This window comes from Micromonospora chersina, from assembly GCF_900091475.1.
Lineage (GTDB): Bacteria > Actinomycetota > Actinomycetes > Mycobacteriales > Micromonosporaceae > Micromonospora > Micromonospora chersina.
Genome location: NZ_FMIB01000002.1, coordinates 2,600,465 through 2,626,273, shown reverse-complemented (window position 1 = coordinate 2,626,273; position 25,809 = coordinate 2,600,465). Strand labels below are relative to the sequence as shown.

Annotated in this window: 18 protein-coding genes and 1 pseudogene; 13 read left to right on the top strand and 6 right to left on the bottom strand. The window is 74.4% G+C overall.

Features of this window, described 5'->3' with window-relative positions; genetic code table 11:
- Nucleotides 1-2 precede the first annotated feature (2 nt).
- Nucleotides 3-668, bottom strand: a complete 666-nt coding sequence (locus GA0070603_RS11890) for a potassium channel family protein (RefSeq protein WP_091311790.1) — start codon at nt 666-668, stop codon at nt 3-5.
- 157 nt (nt 669-825) lie between these two features.
- On the opposite strand from GA0070603_RS11890, the gene GA0070603_RS11885 reads away from it, so the two are divergent.
- From GA0070603_RS11885 to GA0070603_RS11865, 5 genes are all read left to right on the top strand, one after another.
- Nucleotides 826-2,889 carry an APC family permease gene (locus GA0070603_RS11885; protein WP_091311787.1) on the top strand — a complete coding sequence of 688 codons (2,064 nt, stop codon included), beginning with the start codon at nt 826-828 and terminating at the stop codon, nt 2,887-2,889.
- Nucleotides 2,886-4,124 carry a class I SAM-dependent RNA methyltransferase gene (locus GA0070603_RS11880; RefSeq protein WP_091311783.1) on the top strand — a complete coding sequence of 413 codons (1,239 nt, stop codon included), beginning with the start codon at nt 2,886-2,888 and terminating at the stop codon, nt 4,122-4,124. Before GA0070603_RS11885 ends, GA0070603_RS11880 begins: the two co-directional genes overlap by 4 nt.
- Before the next feature lie 13 nt (nt 4,125-4,137).
- On the top strand, nt 4,138-5,298 hold the full coding sequence (locus GA0070603_RS11875) for an anhydro-N-acetylmuramic acid kinase (protein WP_091311780.1): 1,161 nt from the start codon (nt 4,138-4,140) through the stop codon (nt 5,296-5,298).
- A 70-nt stretch (nt 5,299-5,368) separates the two neighbouring features.
- A complete protein-coding gene (gene dxs, locus GA0070603_RS11870) occupies nt 5,369-7,315 on the top strand; it encodes a 1-deoxy-D-xylulose-5-phosphate synthase (protein WP_091311778.1) in 1,947 nt (648 codons plus the stop codon).
- Between the two features lie 133 nt (nt 7,316-7,448).
- Complete coding sequence (locus GA0070603_RS11865; protein ID WP_244282501.1) at nt 7,449-8,060, top strand: GNAT family N-acetyltransferase; 612 nt, start codon at nt 7,449-7,451, stop codon at nt 8,058-8,060.
- Here the strand turns inward: GA0070603_RS11865 and GA0070603_RS11860 are convergent.
- Nucleotides 8,035-8,283: pseudogene (locus tag GA0070603_RS11860) on the bottom strand (HD domain-containing protein); the annotation flags it as partial. The gene GA0070603_RS11865 and the pseudogene GA0070603_RS11860 sit on opposite strands and share 26 nt — an antisense overlap.
- A gap of 229 nt (nt 8,284-8,512) precedes the next feature.
- Entirely contained in the window at nt 8,513-9,697 is a 1,185-nt protein-coding gene (locus tag GA0070603_RS11855) for a hypothetical protein (protein ID WP_091311775.1), read from the bottom strand.
- A 169-nt stretch (nt 9,698-9,866) separates the two neighbouring features.
- Here GA0070603_RS11855 and GA0070603_RS11850 point away from each other — a divergent pair, with 169 nt between their 5' ends.
- Together GA0070603_RS11850 and GA0070603_RS11845 are read left to right on the top strand one after the other, a co-directional pair.
- On the top strand, nt 9,867-11,744 hold the full coding sequence (locus GA0070603_RS11850; protein WP_091311772.1) for a DUF6311 domain-containing protein: 1,878 nt from the start codon (nt 9,867-9,869) through the stop codon (nt 11,742-11,744).
- Nucleotides 11,702-13,489 (top strand): DUF6311 domain-containing protein, encoded by a 1,788-nt coding sequence (locus GA0070603_RS11845; RefSeq protein ID WP_091311769.1) that lies wholly within the window; start codon nt 11,702-11,704, stop codon nt 13,487-13,489. The genes GA0070603_RS11850 and GA0070603_RS11845 overlap by 43 nt, the downstream gene beginning before the upstream one ends.
- Nucleotides 13,490-13,495: 6 nt before the next feature.
- On the opposite strand, the gene GA0070603_RS11840 is transcribed toward GA0070603_RS11845, so the two are convergent.
- The gene (locus GA0070603_RS11840) at nt 13,496-15,331 is read right to left on the bottom strand and encodes a DUF6311 domain-containing protein (protein WP_208863031.1); all 1,836 of its coding nucleotides are present in this window, start codon (nt 15,329-15,331) and stop codon (nt 13,496-13,498) included.
- A gap of 95 nt (nt 15,332-15,426) precedes the next feature.
- Between GA0070603_RS11840 and GA0070603_RS11835 the strand changes: the two genes are divergently transcribed.
- Entirely contained in the window at nt 15,427-16,713 is a 1,287-nt protein-coding gene (locus tag GA0070603_RS11835; protein ID WP_091321857.1) for an outer membrane protein assembly factor BamB family protein, read from the top strand.
- Nucleotides 16,710-17,999 carry an outer membrane protein assembly factor BamB family protein gene (locus GA0070603_RS11830; protein ID WP_091321855.1) on the top strand — a complete coding sequence of 430 codons (1,290 nt, stop codon included), beginning with the start codon at nt 16,710-16,712 and terminating at the stop codon, nt 17,997-17,999. Before GA0070603_RS11835 ends, GA0070603_RS11830 begins: the two co-directional genes overlap by 4 nt.
- Before the next feature lie 21 nt (nt 18,000-18,020).
- Here the strand turns inward: GA0070603_RS11830 and GA0070603_RS11825 are convergent, their stop codons facing one another.
- Entirely contained in the window at nt 18,021-19,259 is a 1,239-nt protein-coding gene (locus tag GA0070603_RS11825; RefSeq protein WP_244282499.1) for a C39 family peptidase, read from the bottom strand.
- Between the two features lie 157 nt (nt 19,260-19,416).
- Between GA0070603_RS11825 and GA0070603_RS11820 the strand changes: the two genes are divergently transcribed.
- The 4 genes from GA0070603_RS11820 to GA0070603_RS11805 all read left to right on the top strand — a co-directional run bounded on the left by GA0070603_RS11820 (nt 19,417) and on the right by GA0070603_RS11805 (nt 24,608).
- Nucleotides 19,417-20,085: a response regulator transcription factor gene (locus GA0070603_RS11820; protein ID WP_091311758.1), complete on the top strand. Its 669-nt coding sequence runs from the start codon at nt 19,417-19,419 to the stop codon at nt 20,083-20,085.
- Nucleotides 20,082-21,242: a sensor histidine kinase gene (locus GA0070603_RS11815; RefSeq protein WP_208862867.1), complete on the top strand. Its 1,161-nt coding sequence runs from the start codon at nt 20,082-20,084 to the stop codon at nt 21,240-21,242. Before GA0070603_RS11820 ends, GA0070603_RS11815 begins: the two co-directional genes overlap by 4 nt.
- A gap of 392 nt (nt 21,243-21,634) precedes the next feature.
- The gene (locus GA0070603_RS11810; RefSeq protein WP_244282498.1) at nt 21,635-24,019 is read left to right on the top strand and encodes a malectin domain-containing carbohydrate-binding protein; all 2,385 of its coding nucleotides are present in this window, start codon (nt 21,635-21,637) and stop codon (nt 24,017-24,019) included.
- A gap of 202 nt (nt 24,020-24,221) precedes the next feature.
- Nucleotides 24,222-24,608 carry a VOC family protein gene (locus GA0070603_RS11805; protein WP_091311755.1) on the top strand — a complete coding sequence of 129 codons (387 nt, stop codon included), beginning with the start codon at nt 24,222-24,224 and terminating at the stop codon, nt 24,606-24,608.
- A 62-nt stretch (nt 24,609-24,670) separates the two neighbouring features.
- Here GA0070603_RS11805 and GA0070603_RS11800 read toward each other — a convergent pair whose 3' ends face one another.
- A complete protein-coding gene (locus GA0070603_RS11800; protein ID WP_091311751.1) occupies nt 24,671-25,573 on the bottom strand; it encodes a hypothetical protein in 903 nt (300 codons plus the stop codon).
- Nucleotides 25,574-25,809 lie beyond the last annotated feature (236 nt).

Below are 25,809 nucleotides of genomic sequence, written 5' to 3'. Positions count from 1 at the left end.
GCTCACTGCCCCCCTTCGGGCGCCACGGACGCCACCGAGGTGACCGAGGCGGCGATGTCGTCGGTCACCAGCATGAAGACCTGGTCGCCCTCCTGCACCACCGTGGAGGCGGTCGGCAGGGTGCCGATCCCGAACCGGATCAGGTAGGCCACCCGGGCGCCGGCGGCCTCCTCGAGGTGCCGCAGCGACCGGCCGATCCAGTCCTTGTGCACCGGCACCTCGATGATCGAGACGGTGCTGGTCGGGTCGCGGAAGATCTCCACGTTGCCCTCGGGGACCAGGTGGCGCAGCATCCGCTCGGCCGTCCACCGCACCGTGGCGACGGTGGGGATGCCGAGGCGCTCGTAGACCTGGGCGCGGCGCTGGTCGTAGATCCGGGCGGCCACCCGGGACACGCCGAAGGTCTCCCGGGCCAGCCGGGCCGAGATGATGTTCGAGTTGTCGCCGCTGGAGACCGCGGCGAAGGCGTCGGCGCGCTCGATGCCGGCCTGGCGCAGCACCTCGCCGTCGAATCCGGCGCCGGTGACCGTGATGCCGGCGAAGTCCGGCCCGAGACGGCGGAACGCGTCCGCGTCCTGGTCGATCACCGCCACCGAGTGCCCCCGGGACTCCAGGCTCTGGGCCAGGGTCGACCCGACCCGGCCGCAGCCCATGATCACGACATGCACGGTGTCCGCTCCTCCCACGGTGCCGCCCGCTGACCCGTCGTCTGCGAGCCTGCCACGTCCCCGCGCCCGGCGGGGGACCGACCGTACCGCGCGGTCGCGAGCGGGGTGATCAGGCACCCCCACCACCCGTGCGCGGGTGGTCGTACTCTTGGCGGTTGTGGCCAGACCCACCTCGCTGCTGAAGCGACTCCTCGTCGGTCGACCGTTCCGGTCCGACCGCCTCCAGCACACCCTCCTGCCGAAGCGCATCGCGCTGCCGGTCTTCGCCTCCGACGCGCTCTCCAGCGTCGCCTACGCCCCGGACGAGATCCTGCTGACGCTGTCCATCGCGGGCGCGTCGGCCTTCCTGTTCTCCCCGTGGATCGCGCTCGCGGTCGTCGTGGTGATGCTCACCGTGGTGGCCAGCTACCGGCAGAACGTGCACGCCTACCCCTCCGGCGGCGGCGACTACGAGGTGGCCACGGTCAACCTCGGGCCGCGGGCCGGGCTCGCGGTGGCCAGCGCGCTGCTCGTCGACTACGTGCTGACCGTGGCGGTGTCGGTCTCCTCGGGCGTGGCGAACCTCGGCTCGGTGGTGCCGTTCGTGGCCACCCACAAGGTGCTCATCGCGGTCAGCGCGGTGGTGCTGCTCACCGCCATGAACCTGCGCGGCCTGCGCGAGTCGGGCACCGCGTTCGCCATCCCCACCTACGGCTTCGTGATCGTCATCGGCGGCATGCTGCTGACCGGGGTGGTCCGGATCTTCATCCTCGGTGAGGACCTCCGGGCGCCGAGCGCCGGCTTGGTGATCCACGCCGAGCACAGCGTGACCGGCTTCGCGTTGATCTTCCTGCTGCTGCGCACCTTCTCCTCCGGCTGCGCGGCGCTCACCGGCGTCGAGGCGATCTCCAACGGCGTGCCCGCGTTCAAGACCCCGAAGTCGAAGAACGCGGCGACCACCCTGCTGCTGCTCGGCACCATCGCGGTCAGCATGCTGGTCGGCATCATCCTGCTGGCGCGCAAGACCGGCCTCCAGTTCGTCGAGGACCCGTCGCAGATCATCTCCGGGCCCGACGGGTACGTGCAGAAGACCGTCACCACCCAGCTCGGCCAGACCGTGTTCGGCGACGGCTCGGTGCTGCTCTACGTGGTGGCCGGCATGACCGCGCTGATCCTGTTCCTGGCCGCGAACACCGCCTTCAACGGCTTCCCGGTGCTCGGGTCGATCCTGGCCCAGGACCGCTACCTGCCCCGCCAGTTCCACACCCGGGGCGACCGGCTGGCCTTCTCGAACGGCATCGTCTTCCTGGCCGTCTCCGCGGTGGTGCTGATCATCGGCTTCCAGGCCGAGGTGACCCGGCTCATCCAGCTCTACATCGTCGGGGTGTTCGTCTCGTTCACCCTCTCCCAGGCCGGCATGATCCGGCACTGGAACCGGCACCTGCGCACCGAGCGGGACCCGGAGGCGCGGCGCCGGATGATCCGCTCCCGGGCGATCAACACCTTCGGCATGGCGATGACCGGCGTGGTGCTCGTCATCGTGCTGCTCACCAAGTTCCTGCTGGGCGCCTGGATCGCGATCGCCGCCATGGCGGTGATCTACCTGGTCATGCTGGCCATCCACCGGCACTACGACCGGGTCGCCGCGGAGCTGGAGCCGACCGAGCAGCGCGCCGTGCTGCCCGCCCGCAACCACGCCATCGTCCTGGTCAGCAAGCTGCACCAGCCCACCCTGCGGGCCATCGCGTACGCCCGGGCGACCCGGCCGGACACGCTCACCGCGGTCACGGTCAACGTCGACGACAAGGACACCCGGGACCTCCAGGCCGACTGGGAGCGGCGCGAGCTGCCGGTACCGCTGACCGTGATCGACTCCCCGTACCGGGAGATCACCCGGCCGATCCTCAACTTCGTGGCGTCGACCCGCCGGGAGTCGCCCCGCGACGTGGTCACGGTCTTCATCCCCGAGTACGTGGTGGGCCGCTGGTGGGAGAACCTGCTGCACAACCAGAGCGCCCTCCGGCTCAAGGGGCGGCTGCTGTTCGAGCCGGGCGTGATGGTCACCAGCGTGCCCTGGCAGCTCGCCTCGACCGCCAGCAAGAACCTGGACCGGCTGGACGCCACGCTCACCCGCGGCCCGGCGCGCGGCCCCCGGGTGGCGCCGCGCAGCACCCTGCCGCCCACCGTCCCGCCGGTGGTCTCCGCGCCGCCCGGCGAGAGCGGCCAGGGGGACCGCCCGTGACCGCGCCCGACCGCACCGGGCTGGAGGAGGCGCAGCGGGTCGAGCTGACCGTGGACGCGGTCGCACCGGGCGGGCACTGCGTGGCCCGGGTCGACGGCCAGGTGGTCTTCGTCCGGCACGCGCTGCCCGGCGAGCGGGTGGTGGCCGAGGTGACCGAGCTGCACCGGGGCTTCGCCCGCGCCGACGCCGTGGAGGTCCTGACCGCGTCGGCGGACCGGGTCGAGCCGCCCTGCCCGTACGCGAAGCCGGGCCGGTGCGGCGGCTGCGACCTCCAGCACGTCACCCCGGCCGCCCAGCTCCACTGGAAGGCCGCCGTGGTGCGCGAGCAGCTCACCCGGCTGGGCGGGCTCACCGACGACCAGATCGACGCGCTCGGCGTCCGGGTCGAGCCGCTGCCCGGCGGGCCGCTGGGCTGGCGCTCCCGGGTCCGCTACGCGGTCGACGCCGCCGGCCGGGCCGGCCTGCTCAAGCACCGCTCCCACGAGGTCGTGCCGATCGACCGCTGCCTGATCGCCCACCCGGCCATCCAGGACCTGCCCGTGCTGACCCCCAGCGGGACCCGCTGGCCCGAGGCGGACGCCATCGAGACGGTCGGCTCCACCGGCGGCGACGTCAGCGTGGTCGCCTTCGCCGAGGGGGCGCCCACCCCGGTCAGCGGCCCGGCGGAGGTCCGCGAGGTGGCCGCCGGCCGCGACTGGACGCTGCCCGCGTCCGGCTTCTGGCAGGTGCACCCGGCCGCCGCGGACACCCTCGTCGGGGCGGTCCTCGACCTGCTCGACCCCCGCCCCGGCGAGACCGCCTGGGACCTCTACGGCGGCGCCGGCCTGTTCGCCGCGGCCCTGGCCGGCCGGGTCCGGGACGCCCGCGTCACCCTCGTCGAGTCGAGCCAGGACGGGGTGGACGCGGCCCGGGCCAACCTGGCCGACCTGCCCCGGGTCGAGGTGGTCGCCGCCCGCGTGGAGACCGCGCTGGCCCGCCGCCGGGTCACCGGCCCCGTCGACCTCGTGGTGCTCGACCCGCCACGCTCCGGCGCGGGCGCCCCGGTGGTGCGGGACATCGTGGCCGCCGGCCCGCGCGCGGTCGCGTACGTGGCCTGCGACCCGGCCGCCTTCGCCCGGGACGTGCGCACCTTCACGGGGGCCGGCTGGCGGCTCGCCGCGTTGCGCGGCTTCGACCTGTTCCCGATGACCCAGCACGTCGAGCTGGTCGGGCTGTTCCTGCCCCCTGCGAGGTGACTAGCCTGGCCCGATGAAGATCGTCGGGCTGATGTCGGGCACCTCGTACGACGGGGTGGACGTGGTGGCTGCCGAGTTCACCCGGGACGGGGAGACGCTGACGCTGCGGCCGCTCGGGCACCGCAGCCTCCACTACCCCGACGACCTGCGGGCCGAGATCGGCGCGCTGCTGCCCCCGGCGGCCACCACCATCGAGGCGGTCTGCCGGCTGGACAACCGCCTCGGGGAGGTCTTCGCCGAGGCGGCGGCGGCCGGCGTCGAGCTGGCCGGTGGCACGGTCGACGCGGTGGTCTCGCCCGGGCAGACGGTCTTCCACTGGGTCGAGGCGGGCCGGGTGCGGGGCACCCTCCAACTCGGCGCGCCGGCGCGGGTGGCCGCCCGGGTGGGCGTACCCGTGTTGCACGACCTTCGGTCGGCGGACGTGGCGGCCGGCGGCCAGGGCGCGCCGCTCGTGCCGGCCTTCGACGCGCTGCTGCTCGACGCGGCCGCCGGGTCGCGCGCGGCGCTCAACTTGGGCGGCATCGCGAACCTCACCGTGGTCGCGCCCGGAGCGCCGGTCCTCGGGTACGACGTGGGCCCGGCCAACGCCCTCCTGGACGCGGCGGCCCGGCGCTTCCTGGACCGCCCCTGCGACCTCGACGGGGCGCGGGCGGCGGCCGGCCGGGTCCACGAGGGGCTGCTGGCGCTGCTGCTGGCCGAGCCCTACTACGCCGCGCCCCCGCCCAAGTCGACCGGCAAGGAGCTGTTCCACGGCCGCTACCTGGACGACCGGCTGGCCGCCCTGGGGGAGCCGGTGGCCGCCGACGACGTGCTGGCCACGCTCACCGAGCTGACCGCCCGGACCGTCGCCGACGCCTGCGACCGGCACGGGGTGACCGAGGTCATCGCCGCCGGCGGGGGAGTGCGCAACCCCACACTCCGGGCCCGGCTCGCCGCGCTCGGGGAGGGCCGCTGGCGGCTGCGCACCACCGACGAGCTGGGGGTGCCGGCCCAGGCCAAGGAGGCGTACGCGTTCGCCCTGCTGGGGTGGCTCTCCTGGCACGGGCTGCCCGGGGCCGTCCCCTCGGTCACCGGGGCGTCCCGGGCGGCCGTGCTCGGCTCCTGGACCCCCTCCGGCCCCCCGTTCGCCGCGACCCCGGCGGACCCGCCGCGCCGGCTGGTCCTCGTCCCCTGATCGGGGCTCTGACCAGGGAAGATCCACGGCCGCGCTGCGGGGTGTCGGGTGGCCGATAGACTCTTCGGTCATGAGTGTTGAAGAGGGCACGGCCAACCACGGTCGGCTGCTGGGCACCGTCCGCGGCCCGCAGGACGTGAAGCGGATGACGGCCGAGCAACTGGACATCCTCGCGGCCGAGATCCGGGACTTCCTGATCGCCAAGGTCTCCCGCACCGGCGGGCACGTCGGCCCCAACCTGGGCGTGGTCGAGCTGACCCTGGCCATGCACCGGGTCTTCGACTCGCCGCGCGACCGGCTCCTGTTCGACACCGGCCACCAGGCCTACGTACACAAGATCGTCACCGGCCGGCAGGAGGGCTTCGACAAGCTCCGCCAGCGCGGTGGCCTCTCCGGCTACCCCAGCCAGGCGGAGAGCGAGCACGACCTCATCGAGAACTCGCACGCCTCCACCGCCCTCTCCTACGCCGACGGCCTCGCCAAGGCGTACGCGCTGCGTGGCGAGAAGCGCAGCGTCGTCGCCGTGGTCGGCGACGGCGCCCTCACCGGCGGCATGTGCTGGGAGGCGCTGAACAACATCGCCACCGCCGGCAACCCGCTCGTGATCGTGGTCAACGACAACGGCCGGTCCTACTCGCCGACCATCGGCGGCCTCGCCGACCACCTGTCGTCGCTGCGGCTCAACCCGAGCTACGAGAAGGTGCTCGACACCGTCAAGGACGCCCTCGGCTCGACCCCGCTGGTCGGCAGGCCCATGTACGAGGTGCTGCACGCGGTCAAGAAGGGCATCAAGGACGCGGTCGCCCCGCAGGCCATGTTCGAGGACCTCGGCATCAAGTACGTCGGCCCGGTCGACGGCCACGACGTCCCCGCGATCGAGTCGGCGCTGCGCGCCGCCAAGAACTTCGGCGGCCCGGTGATAGTCCACGCGGTCACCCGCAAGGGCTACGGCTACCGCGCCGCCGAGGAGGACGAGGCGGACCGCCTGCACGGCCCGGGCGGCGCGTTCGACATCGAGACCGGCAAGCTGCTCGCCGCGCCGTCGGTGAAGTGGACCCACGTCTTCGCCGACGAGCTGGTCAGCATCGCCGACGAGCGCCCCGACGTGGTCGGCATCACCGCCGCCATGGCCGAGCCCACCGGCATCGCCACCCTCGCCCGCAAGTACCCCAACCGGGTGTACGACGTGGGCATCGCCGAGCAGCACGCCGCCACCTCGGCGGCCGGCCTCGCCATGGGCGGCCTGCACCCGGTCGTCGCCGTCTACGCCACCTTCCTCAACCGCGCCTTCGACCAGGTCCTGCTCGACGTGGCCATGCACAAGCTGCCGGTCACCTTCGTGCTCGACCGGGCCGGCATCACCGGCCCCGACGGGCCCAGCCACTACGGCATCTGGGACATGTCGGTGTTCGGCACGGTGCCCGGCCTGCGGATCGCCGCGCCCCGCGACTCCGCCACCCTCCGCGAGGAACTGCGCGAGGCGATCGCCGTGGACGACGGCCCGACGATCCTGCGCTTCCCGACCGGCACCGTGGCCGCCGACCTGCCGGCTGTCCGCCGGGTCGGCCCGGTCGACGTGCTGGCCGAGTCGGCGCGTACCGACGTGCTGCTGGTCGCGGTCGGCTCGTTCGCGGGCCTCGGTATGGAGGTCGCCACCCGGGTCGCCGAGCAGGGCTACGGGGTGACCGTTGTCGACCCGCGGTGGGTGCGACCGGTGCCGGCCGAGCTGGTCGAGCTGGCGGCCGGTCACCGGCTCGTGGTCACCGTCGAGGACGGGGTGCGGGTTGGTGGCGTCGGATCCGCCCTTGCTCAGGCCATGCGGGACGCTGACGTTCGGGTGCCGGTGAAGGATCTGGGGGTGCCGGCGGACTGGCACCCGCACGGGACCCGGGCGCAGATCCTTGCTGACCTCGGGTTGACGGCTCAGGACGTGGCGCGGGACGTGACCGGGTGGATCTCGGGGCTGGACGCGCAGTCCGTCGACCCCGCCGCGGACGAGGCGACCGCCAAGAACTGATCCGAGCTACGCCTAACGGGCGGTCCTGTCCCAGGCAGGGCCGCCCGTTCGCGTCGGCGGCTCTTGCCCTGCCGGCAACCACGCCATGTGGAAATCGGCAGAACCAGTAGTGTCGATGCATGGATCTGCGCTGGTGGTGGTCGATCGAAGGTTGTTCACCCACGCGGCTCGGGAGATCGGGCGCGTGAGCGGGTCGCTGGAAATCCGGCAGGCGACCCTCGCCGATCTGGACGGAATCATCGACGTGCACACTCAGGCACGTCTGGCCTATTACGGAGCCGGCGGCCTGACCTCCGAATCCATCGTGAACCCGACGCTGGAGCGCGAACAGCGAACCGGCTGGACGGCGGCGATCGGATCACCCCGCAAGAGGGTCCTGTGCGCTGTCGTCGACGGCCGCATCGTCGGCATCGCCGCGATGGGTCCTCCGCTGTCGTCGGAGGTGGACGCCGGCACGGTGGGCCAGTTGTACCAGATCCACGTCGTCCCCGGCAGTTGGCGGAAGGGAATCGGCAGCACCTTGCATGCGCTCTTCGTGCGCTACCTGGAGGAGATCTCGCTGCCGACCGGTCTGCTCGAAGTCTGGGAGCGCAACAGCCGGGCGCGAGCGTTCTACACCAGACACGGCTGGAAGCCGGACGGCGAGGCTCGGGAAGGACCAGACAACTCCCAATACATCGGTATGCGGCTGGAGTTGATGGCCCACCGTGCGGCGACCTCTACTTCTCCTCAGCAGGAGGGCTGAGCCAGGCGAGTGGCTGTCCGCTGAGCGCGGCATCGGCGAGGCGGTGGGCGGACGCGGTCTTGAGCGCGGCGCGGGAGCTGTCGATCCAGCGCTGGACGTTGTCGACGCCCTGGTGGCGGTAGTCAACGGCTTGGACGAGGCATTCGAGCTTGTCGGCGTCGCGGGCGACGACGGCTTCGAGGGTCTCGCCGGCTTCGTACTCGGCAACGGCGGCGGTGATGACGTAAACGAACGCCCCAAAGTCCGCCTCCACCGCCTCGTGTGAGGCCACCGGAGAAGATCTTGGTAGGAAAGGGCCCCTATAGGGGCCGTTTGGTTCCAAGATCTCCAGGGGCGGTGAACCCAAGCCGCCACCCTCGAAAGACCACTAGCAGGGCAGCGCAGGCATCAAGCCTGACCGCCCGGAGCGGGTCGAGCTGCCCCGAACCCCACCACCGCGACCACAGGCGGCCTCAGCGCCCGCCCACGGACCGGTACCAGGTCTTCTCCGTGCCAGCGAGGCTGAACGTCTGCTTCCGGTCCGGCTGCGCCACCACCACCAGCCCAGGCCGGTCCACAAGGCGGGTGGTCCCCGGCGGCGCCGCGAACGAGGCATCCCGCGTCCGCCAGCTCAACACGGCCAAAGGCTGCCCCGGCACCGGCAGGTAGTAAGCCTGCAAGGTCGTCGACCGGTCGGCAGGCGAGACCACGGGAGCACCACCACCAGCAGGCCGGTAGACCACCGCGGTCATCGTCCCGGTGGCGCTCTCCCAGGTGAGCTGCTCCAGCTCACCCGGCTCCCCGCCACCGAGCGCAACGGAACCCAGCGACCGCACCGCGATCTTCGCCATCGGCCAGGACTCCGGCACCGACAGGGGCGCCTGCCGGTCCCCGATCCGCCGCGGCACGCTCCCGAACGGTCCCCGCTCCCCGGCGAGCACGCAGGTGTCCAGCCCGGTCAGCGCCCGCTTCCCCGAGCCCGTCTCGTCCCGCACCAGCGGATAGCGGGGCGCTGATGTCCCCGTACCCAGGTCGAGGACGCGGTCCGCGGCCCGGCCGCGCGGCAGCGAGCGGGTGGGCCGCAGCGTCGCGGTCACGGCCACGGCCTGGCAGGCGGGCACGGCGACCGGCTCGGTGATGCCGTCGGCGGCGGGGAGCGCCTTGCCGTCGGGGCCGAGCAGCCGTTCGACGCGGGCGGAGGTGAGGTAGCGGCGGCCGGTGGGCTGCTGGACGGGCAGCACGTCGGAGTAGACGAGGTAGCCGGGGTCGGTGTACTCGGTGGCGTGGGCGACCCGCCAGCGCTGCCCGTCGCGGTCGAGTTGCAGCAGCCAGGAGGCGGCCTCGCCGGGCACGTCGGCGGCGACCAGGGCGAGCGGCGACCCGGCGACCTCGCCGGAGTAGAGGATGCCGGAGGAGGCGAGGTGGGCGCGGTCGTCGACGGGGGAGCGCCAGTCGCGGACGGCGGCGGTGATGCCGGCGGTCGCGGCGGCGTCGCGGGCCAGGTTGCCCCGCGCCGGCCAGACCTTCAGGGTGCCGTCCAGGCTGTCGTAGCCGACCGGCAGCGCCGCCGGCTGCCGCCCGGCGACGGGGCCGCAGCCGGTCAGCAGCAGGGCCAGCAGCGCGGTGGCCGTCGTGCCGCCTCGACGGACTGAAACCACCCTGTACGCCCCCTGAGTCCCGTCTTCACCGGTCGTGTCCGGAAGCCCACATGGTACGAGATGTCCGGCCGACGGCCGCGCCCACCTCGACCCGGCGGGGCACCGGCCAGAAAGGACGATGCGCGGCGATTCGGACGCCGATGACCTGCTCCGGTAGACTCCGCCGACTGTGACGCCTGCCGAGCCCCGTGGTGACTCGACGCCGGACGCCGACGGCCCGGGTGGACCGCTCTCCGTCATGGTGGACGAACCCCCGGTGACCGCGGGGGAGCCGGAGCCGGCCGCCCCGGTCGCGCGGCGGCGGTGGCGGTGGACGCCGCGCCGGCAGGACCTGGCCGTGTACGGGGTCTTCCTGCTGGCCGCGCTCTGGGTGACAAGCGGGATCTGGGCCGACCCGGCCGGCCGGGTGGCGGCGCTCTACAGCAGCGACCCGGCGCAGGTGCAGTTCTTCCTGGCCCACTCGGTGCGGGTGGTGCTGCACGGCGAGTACCCGTTCTACACGGACCAGTTCAACTATCCGGACGGCGTGAACCTGATGGCGAACACCGCCATCCTGGCCCTCGGCATTCCGATGGTGCCGGTGACCCTCCTGTTCGGACCGGCGGTCTCCTTCGTCACCCTGGTCACGCTGGGGCTCGCCGGCACGGCCGCCGCCTGGTACCGGGTGCTCTCCCGGCACCTGGTCCGCCACCGGCTGGCCGCGGCCGTGGGCGCCTGGTTCTGCGGGTTCTCGCCGGCCATGCTGTCGCACGCCAACTGGCACCCGAACATCATCAGCCAGTTCCTGCTGCCGTTCATCGTGTGGCGGGTGCTGGTGCTGACCCGCTCGACCCGGCCGGTCCGCGACGGCGCGCTGCTCGCCCTGCTGGTCACCGCGCAGGCGTTCGTCAACGAGGAGATCCTGCTCTTCACGGCGCTGGCCTGCGGGGTGTTCCTGAGCGCCGTGGTGGTGCAGCAGCGGGAGCGGTGGGCCGCCGCGTGGCGGCCGCTCGGCGTCGGGCTGGGCGTCTGCGCGGTGCTCGCCGGGGCGCTGCTCGCGTACCCGCTGTGGGTGCAGTTCGCGGGGCCGATGGCGTACCACGGGCTCAGCGACACGGTCCGCGACTACGGCAACGACATCGCCGCGTTCTTCACCCCGGGGTCGACCACGTTGGGCGGCAACGAGCGGGCCAACGTCAACCTGGCCCCGAACTACTCGGAGGAGAACGCCTTCTTCGGCTGGAGCCTGTCGCTGCTGGCCGTCGGCATCGTGGTGTGGCTGCGCCGGGAGGTGGTGGTCCGGGCGCTCGGGGCGACGGGGCTGTTCTTCGCCGTGCTCTCCCTCGGCGAGCGGATCTCCTGGTGGGACCGGGACCTCGTCACCGGCCCGTGGGAGCTGCTGGTGAAGCTGCCGCTGCTCGACGCCGTGGTGCCGACCCGGTTCGGCCTCATCACCACCGTGGTCGTCGGGGTGCTGCTGGCGCTGGCCGTCGAGCGGGCGGCGGCGCTGCGGGTCGTGGAGCGGCGCACCGTGCGTACCCTGACCGCCGCCGGCCTCGTGTTCGCGCTGCTGCCGATCGCGCCCATGCCGTTGCGGGTCACCACCCGCCCGGCGGTGCCCAAGTTCATCACTGCCGACCGGTGGCGGCAGTACGTCGGGCCGGACCAGACGCTGGTGTCCGTGCCGGTGCCGGCCATGGGCAACACCGACCCGATGCGCTGGGCGGCCAGCACCGACCTGGCCTTCAAGATTCCCGGGGGCTATTTCCTCGCCCCGCGCAACGGGGTCACCGGCGACCCGGGCCGCTTCGGTGGCCGGCCCAGCGGCATCGGCGAGCTGCTCGCCGAGGTCGAGGCCACCGGGCGTACGCCGAAGCTCGACGACCGGCAGCGCCGCCGCTTCCTGGACGAGCTGCGGCACTGGCGGGCCGCGATCGTGGTGCTGCCGCTGAACGAGCAGAACGCCGAGCCGCTGCGCCGCACCGTGGAGCAGCTGGTCGGGCCCGCCCGGCAGGAGCTGGACGTGTGGTTGTGGGACGTCCGGACACTGACCAGCCCGTCCGCCTGACCGGCCCGGACCGCCCCGCGCCCGCGCCCCGGCGCCGGTGGCGGCCGCGCCCGGTCGACGCGCTCGTGGTCGCCGGCTACCTGGGCCTCGCCGTGCTGCTCACCGCCGGCCAGTGGGGCCGGCCGGACCGGCTGTTCCACCAGGCCGGCGACCAGATGCTCTTCGAGTGGATGCTGGCGCGGGCCGCCCGGGCGGTGACCGGCGGGGAGAACCCGCTGCACAGCACGGCCCTGAACGTGCCCGACGGGGTCAACCTCATGGCCAACACCTCGGTGCTGGGGCTGGGCGTGCCGCTCACCCCGGTCACCGCGCTGTTCGGCTCCCAGGTGGCCTTCCTCGTGGCGGTGGTGCTCTGCCTCGCCGGCACGGCCACCGCCTGGTACGCGCTGCTCGCCCGCCGGCTGGTCCGGTCCCGGGCCGCCGCGGCGGTGGGCGGGCTGTTCTGCGGCTTCGCCCCGGGGCTGGTGTCGCAGGCCGGGGCGCACCTGCACATGGCCGCCCAGTTCCTGGTCCCGGTGATCCTCGGGCTGGTGTTCCGGCCGGCCCTCGACCGGGTCCGCCGGGACGGGGTGCTGCTCGGGCTCGCCGTCGCGTACCAGGTCTTCCTCGGCGAGGAGGTGCTGGTCTTCCTGGCCCTCGCGGCGGGGGTGTTCGCCGGGGCGTACGCGCTCGCGGACCGGGGCGCGGCGCGCCGGCTGGTGCCCGTGGTGGCGCGCCGGCTCGGGATCGGGGCGCTGGTCGCCGGGGTGCTGCTGGCGTACCCGCTGTGGGTCCAGTTCCACGGCCCCGGCCACTACCGCGGGATGCCGTTCTACGCCCGGGGCTACCGGCTGGACCTGGCCTCGTACGCCACCGCCGCCCGGCAGACCGTGGCCGGGGACGCCCACCACGCCGGGCTGCTCGCCCCGAACGCCACCGAGGAGAACTCCTTCTTCGGGCCGTTCCTGCCGCTGCTGGCCGTGCTGGTCGTGGTCCGGCTGTGGCGGCGGCCCCTCGTCCGGGCCCTCGCCGCCTGCGGGCTGCTCTTCGCGCTGCTGTCGCTCGGCACCACGATCGTCGTGAACCGGCACGACACCGGGGTGCCCGGGCCGTACCGGCTGCTCGCCGGGGTGCCGCTGCTCGACCTCGTGGTGCCGGCCCGGTTCGCGCTGGTCTGCGTACCGGTGCTCGGGGTGCTGCTGGCCCTCGCCCTCGACCGGGTCCGGTACCGCGCGGCCCGGACCTGGGCGCCCTGGGCGGGCGCCGTCGCCGCCGCGCTGCTGCCGCTCACCCCGACCCCGATCCGCACCGTGCCGGCCATGCCGGTGCCGGCGTTCGTGGCCGACGGCGGCTGGCGGGCGTACGTGCCGCCGGGGCGGACGCTCGTGCCGGTGCCGCCGGTCACCGGGTCCGCGGTCAGCCCGGCCAGCTTCTGGTCGGCGCGGAGCGGGCTGGCCTTCGACGCGCCGGGCGGCTACTTCATCGGCCCCCGCTCGGCCGCCGACCCGGCCGCGCGCTGGGGTGCGCCGGACCTGCCCACGTCACTGCTGCTGCGCCGGGCCGCCGAGACCGGCCAGGTGCCGCCGATCGGCGACGCCGAACGCCGCCAGGCCGTCGCCGACCTGCGGCACTGGCGGGCGGCGGTGCTGGTGCAGGCCGACTCGACGCCGGGCGACCCGGTCCGCGCCACGGTGGACGCGCTGGTCGGCCCGGGCCGCGACGTGCCCGGCGCCCACCTCTGGGACGTCCGTCCCCTCGTGGGCTGACCGCTGTCAGACGCGGTCGCGGACGTCCCAGAGCCAGACGTCGTCGACGCGCCGCGGCTCGCCGAGCAACTGGGTCATCAGCTCGCGGAGGACCGCCTCGCGGGGGTTCGCGCCGAGCACCACCACCGACGCCTTCCAGAAGCGCAGGTCGTCGAGGGCCTGGCGGCGGTTCTCGTCGGTGAGCGGCGGGACCCTGTTCGCGTCCATGGTGGAGTAGATCAGGGTGCTGGTCGGCCGGTTCGGCGCGCCGAAGACCCCCTCGCCCGCCTCGTTCGGCCCGATGAAGTAGCCGGCCGGGATGGGGAACTCCTGCCCGGTCAGCGCGCTCCAGCGCAGCGTGGGCAGGCCGTGCACGTTGCTCGGGATCGGCACCGGCACGAGGGTCCGGCCGTCCGGCACGTACGGCCGCCAGCCGCCGGCCGTGATGAAGTGCGGCGGCGGGTCGATCTGCTGCGCCGGCAGCGGGCGGGGGAACAGCGGGAGCAGGGCGGCCACGACGGCGGCGTACCCGACGGGGCGCAGCCAGCGCCGGCGCGACGCGGCGGGGGCCGACCCGGTGCGCTGGGCGGGCACCGGCGGGCGGCCGCGCCCCGACAGGGCGTCCCAGGCCAGCGCGAGCAGCACGCCGACCGCGGCGGCCACCACCAGGCTCAGCCGGGTCGGCATCATCATCTCGACAAGCGGCAGGTCGTCCGGCACGTACGCCCAGGGGCCGTCGACGCCCGTCTCCACCCCGTCGAAGCGCACCTTCGGGCCGATCGCGGCGACCGAGAAGACCACCACGAGCACGGCCACGATCCGGGCCGGCAGCGAGCGGCGTACCAGCAGCACCAGGGCGACGAGCGCGACCAGCACCAGCGGCCAGCCGAACCAGGTGTTCTGCTCGGTCAGCCCGATGGTCTTCTCCACCGCCTCGTCGCCGGCCACGGTGTCCCGGGCGAAGGTGACGAAGGCCATCAGGTCCTCGCCCCAGTTGTGGAAGACCCCGCCCTGCAGGCCCCGGTAGGACTGCGGCCCGTTGAACTGGAACCAGATCGGGTACGCGGCCAGCAGCAGGGCCACAGCGCCGCCCACGCCGACGGCGGCGAGGAACGTGCCGGCCCGCTCGCGCGCCGCCCGCGGCCGCTGCACCGCCCACGCCAGCACGACGACCAGGCAGGCCAGCGCCGTGAGCAGCAGCATCTCCTCGTTGATGAAGATCTGGTACGCCACCAGCAGGCCCAGCACGACCCCGTTGCGCCGCCACCGGCCCGGTTCGCCGAGCCGCAGCACCCGCGCCACGATCAGCGGGAGCAGGAAGTTGGAGACGAAGTTCGGCTGCCCGTTGGCGTGGTGCACGATGCCCGGCGCGAAGCCGAGGAACGCGCCGCCGACGAAGGCCGCCCCGCGCGAGCGGACCAGGTGCCGGGACAGCACCCAGTAGGAGGTGGCCGCGGTCGCCGAGAGCGCCGCGCCGAGGTAGAGCGCGTACATGACCTGCGGGCCGAGCAGCATGGTGAGCGGCGCCAGCGGCAGGGTCACCCCGAGCAGCGAGGTGTTCGCCATCATGTTCACCCCGTCCGGCGCGTTCTGCCGGGCCGTGAACAGCGGGTTCTCCAGGTGACGCACCGAGTACGCGCCGTGCGCGAAGAGCCACTCGAACCAGCTGTGGTCGGTCGGCAGGTGCGAGGAGACGCGGTGTTGCACGTCGCCCCAATAGTTGAGGCAGACGAGAACGCCGAGCAGCACATAGGCTCCGATGGCCAGCACGTCGGCGCGGGCCGGCCGGCGTCGGGGCCGGCGCGGCGGGTCCGCCACGACGGGCTCGGCCTCGACGGGCGAGGAAGTCAGCGAGGGGTCCACCACCGGCACGGCCACGACGGGCCATCGTACAGGCGGCACGTCTCGTACCGGTTTCGGCCGAGACCGCCGGGGCGCGGCGTGGGGAGGGGGTGGTCGTGACCGTCATCGATCTGGGTGAGCTGCGCGACGAGGCCCCGCCGGACCCGCCGCGGCGTCGTCCGCGGGCCGCCGGCCGTCCGTTCCGGAGCATCGTGGTGCTGTTGGTGGCGTTGGTCACGCTCGCCGCCGCGGCGCCGCCGGCACGGCCCGCCGGGCGCACCCTGGCCGGCGGCCCCGGCGCCGCCGCGTTCGTCTCCGGCGAGCGGGTGTACGTGGTCGAGCCGGCCGATCAGCAGGGCGGTGCGGGCCGCCAGCTCGTCGCGTACCGGGCCGGCTCCGGTCCACCCCGGACACTCTGGCGGACCCTGCTGCCGGGTGCGGGCGCGGCCACCGCGGTGTGGGAGCAGGAGGGCACCGTCCTGCTTGTCGGGCGGACCGACAGCGACTCCGTGTACGAGACGGTCGGCCTCGACGCCCGCACCGGTCGGGTCAACTGGGTCCAGCCCGGGGTGGGCTTCCCGGCCGGCGAGGCCCTGCTCATGCAGGTGCCCGAGGTCACGGGCCGGCGGCCGATCCGCCGGGTGGCGGTGAACGACGGCCGGACCCTGTGGTCGGCGCCCGGCACGCCGGACGACGTCGAACTCAGCTTCGGCGAATCGGGAGTGGACCGGCTGGTCTACCTGCCGGCCAGCGGTGAGACCGCCGTCTACGACGCGGTCAGCGGCGCCCGGCTGGTCGCCCGCGACCTGCGCCCCGGCGACCTGCCCACCCGGCAGCGCACCCTGCTCGCCGGCGGGATGCTGCTGGTGGTCGGGGACGCGGGCAGCAGCGTCACCGCCTACGACCTGGACACCCTCCAGCGGCGCTGGACGGCCGCGCTCCCGCTGGTCGGCTACGCGGAGCGGTGCGGCGGCCTGCTCTGCGCGAGCAAGCAGACCGGCGGAATGTGGGCGCTCGACCCCGCCACCGGCGCGGTGCGGTGGACCGACGACCGGTGGGCGGGGGCGCTGTCGAACGCCCGCGGTCGGCTGCTGGTCAGCACGGGCGTGGCACCGGACACCGGAAGCGGAACCCCACTGGCGGTCATCGAGGAGGCCACCGGCCGGCTGGTGGCCGACCTCGGCGTCTGGGAGATGGTGCAGCAGGACGAGTACGACGGCCGGCTGTTCGGCGTCCGGCGGATCCGGAACAGCCGCCAGCTCCTCGTCGAGCTGGACCCGGCCGCTGGCCGACCCGAGGTGCGCGCGGTGCTGGTCGGCGCCGTCGGCGACTGCCGGGCGGGCGTCAGGCTGGTCGTCTGCCGCCACACCGGCGGCGGGTTCGGGCTGTGGCGGCTGCCGTGAGTCCGGTCATCGAGCTGGGGGAGATGCGGCACGACGAGGACGCCGACGGCCCGGCTCCCCGGCCGCTGCGTCCCCCGGGCCGGCTGGCCCGCGTGGTGGCGGCCGGCTGCCTCGCCCTGCTGACCCTGGCCGGCGCGGCCCCGCCGGCCCGGCAGCCGGTGGGAGTCCGGGTGCCCGCCCCCCAGGGCGCCGCCTTCCTGATCGTGGGAAGCCGGCTCGTGGTGGCCGACGGGCCCGGCCTGATCGGCCGGGGCGGCCGTGTGGTGACCGGGCACCGGCTGCCCGGCGGGGAGCCGCTGTGGCGGTTCACGCTGCCCGCCGGCGACCACGTGCTCCACGTGAGCGCCCTCGCCGGTGGGCTGCTGGTGACGAGCAGCCCGGCCGGTGCCGGTGACACGGTCTCCACCCTGCTCGACGCGGACACCGGCGCGGTGCGCTGGCGGCAGACGGGCTACCCCGTGTCGACCGGGTCCGGCGGGGTGCTGTTCGAGACGCCGCGCGCCGCCGGCACGGGCACCGTGCTGGCCGCCGACCCGGTCTCGGGCGCGGTGCGGTGGTCGCTGCCGCTCCCCGCGAACGGGGTGGCGTACCGGACGGGGAAGCGGGGGGTCACCCAGATCGTGCTGATCAGCGCGGACGGCCGGGTGGCGGTGCACGACGCGGAGTCCGGCGCGCTGGTCCACGCCGGCCGGGTGCCGCCCGCCGTGGACGGGGTGTCCTACCGGTTCGCCCAGGTCGTGGGCGACCTGCTGCTTGTCGACGGCGCGCCGGGCACGGTCACCGCGTACGGGCTGGACCGGCTGGACCGGCGCTGGACCGTGCCGGTGGAGTCCCGGGCGGGGACCTGGTTCGTCGAGTGCGCCGGGATGCTCTGCATCCGCGACCAGACCGGCGGGGTACGCGCCCTCGACCCGGCCACCGGCGAGCCGACCTGGGTGGACGACCACTGGGTCGGCATGGCGCCGGTCGGCGACCGGCTGCTGGGCGCCGAGCCCGGCGTCGGGCTGGAACTGGAGCTGGTGGTGCTCGACCCGGCGACCGGCCGGTCCCTCGCCCGGCTGGGCCGCTGGCGCACCACGGGCTTCGAGAGCGACCCGAGCCGCCTGCTCGGCCTGCGCCGCATGCCCGGCGACCGGACGCTTGTCGGCACGCTCGACGTGGCCGCCGGGGAGGCCCGGATCCGGGCCGTGCTGCCCGGCTCCTGGGACGACTGCGCCGACTCGGGCACGGCGCTGGTCTGCCTGCGCCCGTCCGGCGGGCTGATGGTCTGGTCGGTGGGCCGCTGACCTACCCGGTGACCGGCGGCGTCACCAGTTGGCCTGCGCGGGCGCCGGGGGCAGCGGCACCGACTCCGGCCGCACCACGTAGACGATCCCGCCGCTGCCGCCCTGCCAGGCCGCCTCGAACGCCGCCCGCGGCACCGTCCGGCGGACCCCCTCGTCGTCCGGGGCGTACGGGTCGTTGAGCACCGGGTCGCCGTCGGCCGTGAACCCGACCAGCACGATGAGGTGTCCCCGGGTGTCGTAATCCAGCCCGGGCACCTGCCCCCGGGTGAAGGCCGCCGAGACGATCAGCGGGATGCCGGCGGCCACGAACCGCTCCGCCTCGGCCAGCGACCGCAGCCGGGTGACGAAGGCGTCCACCCCGTGCAGCCCCGCGTACGCGGTGTTGAACGCCCAGTTCCCGGCACCCGCGTACGCGTGGTCGTAGCAGTGCCGGGCCGCGTGCACCACGACGGGCCGGGGACCGGGCGGGGCGACCCAGGCGTACCGGTCCGGGGTGGGGCCGGCGCCCCAGAAGTCCAGCACCATCGAGACGCAGGTGGGGCTGCACCAGGAGTCCCCGCCCCCGCCCCAGCGGGTCTCCCCGCCGGCGTGCAGCCGTTGCGCGTAGCGGGGCACGTCGAGCACCCGGCCCCGGGCGTCGCCGGCCGCACCGGAACGCGGGGCCGGCGGGGTGACCGGACCGCCGGGCGCGCCCGCCCGGGTGGTGGCCGGCGTGCCGGGGGTGTGGCCGGCCGAGGCGACCACGCCGAGCGTGCGCAGCACCGGGCCGGCCGGGGCGTCGGTGCGGCGCAGCAGGGTGACCCGGACCTGCCAGCCGGTGACCGTCGCGCCCGTCACGAGCAGCGTGTCGGCCGCCACCCGGGCCGCGCCGTCCGCCTGCCCGGGCACCGAGGAGCGGTGGATGGCGGTGTCGTCGGCGGCCCACCGGCCCAGCTCGTACCAGCCGGTGGTGGCGGTGTCCCCGGCCCAGCCGCGCAACTCCACCCGCAGCCAGCAGCCGGACGGGGCGTCGGCGGTCCAGGAGGGGACCAGTTCGGCGGCGGCGAAGCCGACCGGCACCACGGGGGAGGTCCAGGTCGCCGCGTCGTACCGGGACGTGTCGCCGGAGTGCGGGTCGGTGTGCTCCACCCGGTCGGCCGGCGCGGCGAGCACCAGCCCGTCCGGGCCGGCGGCCACCCCGTCGGCGGTGCCCAGGTGCAGGTCCGCCGGGAAGCGGAAACGGTGGTACGTCACGTCCCGGCCGGGGTCGGCAGCGGTCATGCGGGCTCCCGTCGGCTCGGACCCGGTCCGGTCGCCGGGCGGTTGTCGCTCGCTGCCGGCGAGCATCGCCTACCCGAAGGTTTTTTGCAACGACGGCGGGCGCGGGAGGCTTGGCGGCCCGCACTAGGTTGTGGGAGGTCAGAGGCGGGAGGCCGGGATGCGGGTACTGGTGGTCGAGGACGAGCGCAACCTCGCCGACGCGATCGCGCGCGGGCTGCGCAAGCGCGGGATGGCGGTCGACGTCGCCTACGACGGCGACGCCGGGCACGAGGCCGCCTTCGTCACCCGCTACGACGTGGTGATCCTGGACCGCGACCTGCCCGGTGTGCACGGCGACCGGATCTGCGCCGACCTCGTCGCCTCCGGGGCGCTCACCCGGGTGCTGATGCTGACCGCCAGCGGCACGGTCGCCGACCGGGTGGAGGGGTTGCAGCTCGGCGCCGACGACTACCTGCCCAAGCCGTTCGCCTTCGACGAGCTGGTCGCCCGGGTGCAGGCGCTGGGCCGGCGGGCCACCCCGGCCGCCCCGCCGGTGCTGGAGGTGGCCGACCTGGTGCTCGACCCGGCCCGCCGGGTGGTGAGCCGCCGGGGCGAGCCCGTCGACCTCACCAACAAGGAGTTCGGTGTGCTGGCCGAGCTGATCAAGGCGCGCGGCGCGGTGGTCTCCAGCGAGGAGCTGCTGGAGCGGGTGTGGGACGCCAACACCGACCCGTTCACGACCATCGTCCGGGTCACCGTGATGACGCTGCGCAAGAAGATCGGCGACCCGCCGCTCATCGAGACCGTGGTCGGCGCGGGCTACCGGATCGGCGAGGTTCCCGCATGACCGGGCGTACCCCGGTGCGGCCCACCCTTCGGCTGCGGCTCACCCTGCTCAACGGGGTGCTGCTCGTCGGGGCCGGGGCGGTCCTGGTGCTGCTGGCCTGGCTGCTGGTCCGGGACGCGCTGCGCCCCGCCGACGAGCTGCTGCCCGGCAGCACCGTGGCGCTCGCCGACGGCCGCACCCTCGACGCCGGGCAGTGGCAGCGGCAACTGATCGACGCCGCCTCGCGGGAGCTGCTGGTCAAGGGCCTGGTGGCGCTCGTGGCGATCAGCATGGTCGGTGTCGCCGGCGCGTACGCGGTGGCCGGCCGGGCGCTGCGCCCGCTGCACCAGGTCACCGCCACCGCCCGCCGGCTCGGCGAGACCACCCTGGACGAGCGGATCGGCTGGTCCGGAGCGAACGACGAGGTGGCCGAGCTGGCCGAGACCTTCGACGCCATGCTGGACCGGATCAGCGCCGCGTTCGAGGCGCAGAAGCGGTTCGTGGCCAACGCCTCGCACGAGCTGCGGACCCCGCTCGCGGTGATGCGCACCGAGATCGACGTGACGCTCAGCGACGACGAGGCGGACCTCGCCGAGTACCGCCGGATGGCCAGCGTGGTCCGGGACGCCTCGGAGCGGGCCAACGGGCTGGTCGACGCGCTGCTGGTGCTGGCCCGCAGCGAGGCGCAGACGGGCGGCCGGCTGGCCCGCCGCACCGAGTTCGACCTGGCCGTGGGCACCGCCAACGCGCTCTCCGCGATGGCCCCCGAGGTCGAGCGGATCGGCCTCAAGGTGCACACCTCGCTGCGGCCCGCCCCGGTGGTCGGCGACCCCGGCCTGCTCGACCGGCTCGCCGGCAACCTGGTGGAGAACGCGGTCCGCTACAACCACCTGCACGGCCGGCTCTGGGTGCGCACCGGCGCCGACGGGCAGCGGTCCTGGCTGGTGGTCGGCAACACCGGCTTCGAGGTCGCCCCCGCCGACGTGCCGGGGTTGTTCGAGCCGTTCCGCCGCGGCGGGCAGGAACGCACCGGCGCCCGCGGCTCCGGCCTCGGACTGTCCATCGTGCGCGCCGTGTGCGACGCGCACGGCGGCACCGTCAAGGCGGTCGCCCAGCCGGGCGGCGGCCTGGAGGTGAGCGTCACCCTGCCGTCGGCCGACGCGCCCACGGCCACCTGAGGGACCGATCGGCGTCCGCGCGGCCGCCCGACGGTACGCGGCACGCCGCCGAACCACCATGGGCGGCCACCTGTTCGTGCGGCCGGCCCGGCTGTCCCGTCCACGTGCCCCCGGGTGGTCGGGCGGGAGCGGCGCGGTGGTCGGGCAGAAAGCGTGGGCAGTGCTGGACGGCGCGTGACCGGTGGCCCAGGGTGAGTGCTGCGACACGCCTGTCCGCACCATTCTTCGGAGCTGCCAGTGACAAACCCCTCGGCCCTCGGGCGCCGTGTCCTCGTGGCCCTCGCCACCGTCGCGCTCACCGCCGCCGGGCTGGCCCCGGCGGTCCCGCCGCCGCCGCGCCCGACCACAGCACGCTGGTCCGAGCGACGCCCTCCACCGCCTCGCCGGACATCATGGACGGCACGGTCGACGCGATCCACGACGCCGGCACGAAGATCATCGTGGCCGGCTCGTTCACCCAGGTGCAGAACCGCGGGTCCGATGTCGACATCACCCGCAACTACCTGCTGGCCTTCGACAAGGCCACCGGCACCGTCGACACCGCCTTCGCGCCGACCGTCGACAACGAGGTGTACGCGGTGGTCGCCGGGCCCACCGCCGGGACGGTGTTCGTGGCCGGCAAGTTCAACACCGTCAACGGGGTCACCCGGCGCAAGGTGGCCCTGCTCAACGTCGCCACCGGCGCGGTGGTCACCAGCTTCGCCGGCCCGGCGTTCAACGGCCTGGTCAACGACATCGCCCTGGTCGGCGGCCGGCTGCTGGTCGCCGGCATCTTCACCACGGCCGGCAACCCCAACCCGCGCGGCGGCCTCGCCTCGCTGAACGCGAGCACCGGGGCGGTGGACACCTACCTCACCACCGCGCTCACCGAGCACCACAACTACGACGGGGTCAGCGGCGCGAACGCCGGCGTCGGGGCCGAGAAGCTGGCCGTCTCCCCGGACGGCACGAAGCTCGTCGTGATCGGCAACTTCAAGAAGGCCGACGGGGTGCTGCACGACCAGATCGTCAAGCTGGAACTGGGCGCCACCGCGGCCACCGTGGCCGACTGGAACACCAGCCGGTACACCCCGCGCTGCGCCTGGTGGGCGTTCGACTCGTACATGCGGGACATCGCGTTCGCCCCGGACGGCAGCTACTTCGTGGTGGTGACCACCGGCGCGCCGAACGGCGGCACGCTCTGCGACGCCGCCGCCCGCTGGGAGGCCGGGGCCACCGGCACGGACCTCCAGCCGACCTGGGTCGACTACACCGGCGGCGACACCTACCTCTCGGTCGGCATCAGCGAGCAGGCGGTCTACGTGGGCGGCCACTTCCGCTGGCTGAACAACAGCTACGGCGGCGACTCCGCCCAGGCCGGCGCGGTCGGCCGGGCCAGCATCGCGGCCCTCGACCCGCGCACCGGCCTGCCGCTGTCCTGGAACCCGGGCCGGCACCCGCGCGGCATCGGCGCCTCCGAGATGCTTGTCACCCCGGCCGGCCTCTGGGTCGGCTCGGACACCTCGTGGATCGGCAACTTCCAGTACCGGCGGGAGCGGATCGCGTTCTTCCCGCTGACCGGCGGCGCGGCCCCGCACCCGACCACGACGGCCACCCTGCCGGGCAACGTCTACCGGGCCGGTGTCCCGGCGCCCACGAACGTGCTGTACCGGGTCAACGCCGGCGGCCCGCTGGTCGCCTCGACCGACAACGGGCCGGACTGGGCGCCCGACGACGGCGGCAACCCCAGCCCGTACCACAACGCCGGCAGCAGCACGGCCGGCTTCGCGCCGGTGGGCTCCGTGGACGCCACCGTGCCGGCCGGCACGCCGGCCGCGCTCTACACCGACGAGCGCTGGGACCCCGCCGGCGACCCGGAGATGAGCTGGCAGTTCCCGGTGCCCGCGGGCACCGAGGTGCAGGTCCGGCTCTACCTGGCCAACCGGTACGACGGCACCGCCGCCGCCGGCTCCCGCGTCTTCGACGTGGCCCTGGAGGGCACGACCGTCCTGGACGACCTGGACCTCTCCGCCAGCGTCGGGCACAACGTGGGCACCATGCGGTCGTTCACCGTGGTCAGCGACGGCACGATCAACGTCGACTTCCGGCACGTGGTGGAGAACCCGCTGGTCGACGGCATCGAGATCGTCAAGACCGGCGCCCCGCCCGCGGGCACCGGGAACGAGTTGCAGGTCCGGTCGTACGACGGCGTCACCACTGTCGGCGCGGCCAGCCCGGTGGCGGTCCCGGACGGCACCGCGTGGTCCACCGCGCGGGGCGCGTTCTGGGTCGGCGGCACGCTCTTCTACGGGATGAACGGGTCGCTGTGGCGGCGCACCTTCGACGGGTCCACCTTCGGCGCCGCGTCGGCGGTCGATCCGTACCACGACGCCTACTGGGACGCCGTGGAGACGGACTCGGGCCCGGCCGGCCAGACGTACGCCGGTGTGACGAACAACTTCTATCCCGAGATCCCCAACGTCAGCGGCATGTTCTACAGCGGCGGCCGGCTCTACTACACCCTCGCGGGGCAGGGCGGCCTGTTCTGGCGCTGGTTCACCCCGGACAGCGGCGTGGTGGGTGCGGAGAAGTTCACCGTCGCCGGGGCGAGCGGCTTCGCCGACGCCGGGTCGGTCTTCCTGGCGGGGAACACCCTCTACAAGGTCAACCGCAACACCGGCGACCTGTCGGCCACGGACTGGGCGGGCGGTGCGCCGGTGGCGGCGTTCACCGTGCGCAGCGGCCCGACGGTCGACGGCGTCGACTGGCGGGCGAAGGCGGTCTTCGTCGGCCCGTGACCCGGGTTCCCGCCGGCCCGGTCCCGCCTCGCGGGGCCGGGCCGGCTTGTCTCCGCCCCCGGACGGTGACATGATCAGTTCCGTCAGCCCGACGTGTGGAAGGGGGTGTGGTCGATGTTCACCGTGAACCGTCCCGCGCCCCGCGACCCCCGCTGACCTTCGCCACTCCCGCGGGGCGCACTCCGATCCAGGAGGAAGCACCGTGAGTGCACAGATCCACTGCGTCACCGTCGAGACCGACGACCCGTACGCCCTGGCCAGCTGGTGGGCCCGGGTGCTCGACCGGAAGCTGAACGACGACGACCACCCGGGCGACCCGGAGGCCGTCCTCGCCGCGCCCGACGGCCACGGCCCCGACCTGCTCTTCGTCTCGGTGGGGGAGCGGCACGGCAAGGGCGCGTTCCACCTCGACGTGCACGCGGCCGAGGGGACCCGGGACGAGGAGGTGGCGCGGCTGCGCGACCTCGGCGCCAGCCTGGTCGCCGACCGCCGCCGGCCGGACGGCACCGGCTGGGTGGTGCTCGCCGACCCCGAGGGCAACGAGTTCTGCGTCTGCCGCAGCCCGGCCGAGCGCGCCGCGTCGGCCTGACCGCTGAAACGGGACCGGGCCCCCGCCGCACGGCGGGGGCCCGGTCCTCCGGTCTGCGGGGCTCAGCCCTGCTTCTCGATCTCGCCGCGCATGGTGACGAACTCCGACTGGATCTCGGCCGCGGACTTGAAGTAGACCACCACCATGCCCAGGCTGCCCTTGTCGGCCCAGATGCAGACGGCCACCGGGATGTCCTCGGTCTTGCCGTCGCCGCACTTGGCGTCGCCGCCCAGCGGGCCGGCGTTGACGGTCTTGAACTCCTTGGCGCCCAGCTCGGGGGTGATCGCCGTGATGGCGTCCGCCATCTCCTTCTTCGGGTCGGCGATGACACCGGACGCGCCGGCGATCATGACCAGGTCCTTCTTCTCGGGCTCGCCGTAGAAGGCGCCGACCGTGCTGGTGGCGTTCGGGACGTCCTTGGCGATCTCCGACTTCATCTGCGTGGCGGCCTGCTGGAGCTGCGGCTCGGAGACCTTCGGCCGGCCGGCCAGCGTGGCGGGCTCGACCAGACGGGTCTTGGTGGCCGTGACCACCTCACCGACCTTGTCCTTCGTGGCGAACAAGGCGATGGCGCCACCGCCCACGCAGAGCACCAGCACCACGGCCAGCACGATCAGCACGATCTTGCCGGCGCTCGACTTCTTCTTCGGCGGCAGCGGGGCCGGGGCGCCGTAGCCGGGCTGGCCGGTCTCCGGGTAACCGCCGCCGTACTGCTGGCCGGGCTGCTGGCCGTACTGCTGGCCCGGCTGCTGGCCACCGTACTGCTGGCCGCTCTCCGGGTAGCCGCCGCCGTACTGCTGGCCGGGCTGGCCGGACTGCGGGTAGCCGCCGCCGTACTGCGGCTGCTGCTGGGGAGCCGGCGGGTAGCCGCCGCCGTACGAGGGCTGCTGCGGCGGCTGGTAGCCGCCGGGCTGCTGCGGCGGGGGGTAGGAACCGGGGTAGGGACTGGACGGCGGCTGGGACATGGTGTCAGCTCCTGTAAGAAATCCGGACGCGTGATCGTAGCGAGCGACACCGACACGGCATTGTCCGGCTGCTGCCGACGTGACGAAACCGGAACCGGGTCGTGACCGGACCGGCCGGGCGGCGTCCCGGCGGTGAGCGCGGGGTGTCCGGCCGGTGACGCCCCGGCGGCCCGTTGTGGCCGGGGCGGAAACGTCGATCGCGGTGGCCGGACCGTCCGGGAGGGACGGCCGGCCAC

What these genes read in the sequence shown, in the direction of transcription:
- dxs (WP_091311778.1), top strand. Translation starts at nt 5,369, where the DNA reads ATGAGTGTTGAAGAGGGCACGGCCAACCACGGTCGGCTGCTGGGCACC.
- GA0070603_RS11810 (WP_244282498.1), top strand. Translation starts at nt 21,635, where the DNA reads ATGGACGGCACGGTCGACGCGATCCACGACGCCGGCACGAAGATCATC.
- GA0070603_RS11820 (WP_091311758.1), top strand. Translation starts at nt 19,417, where the DNA reads ATGCGGGTACTGGTGGTCGAGGACGAGCGCAACCTCGCCGACGCGATC.
- GA0070603_RS11875 (WP_091311780.1), top strand. Translation starts at nt 4,138, where the DNA reads ATGAAGATCGTCGGGCTGATGTCGGGCACCTCGTACGACGGGGTGGAC.
- GA0070603_RS11815 (WP_208862867.1), top strand. Translation starts at nt 20,082, where the DNA reads ATGACCGGGCGTACCCCGGTGCGGCCCACCCTTCGGCTGCGGCTCACC.
- GA0070603_RS11825 (WP_244282499.1), bottom strand. Translation starts at nt 19,259, where the DNA reads ATGACCGCTGCCGACCCCGGCCGGGACGTGACGTACCACCGTTTCCGC.
- GA0070603_RS11800 (WP_091311751.1), bottom strand. Translation starts at nt 25,573, where the DNA reads ATGTCCCAGCCGCCGTCCAGTCCCTACCCCGGTTCCTACCCCCCGCCG.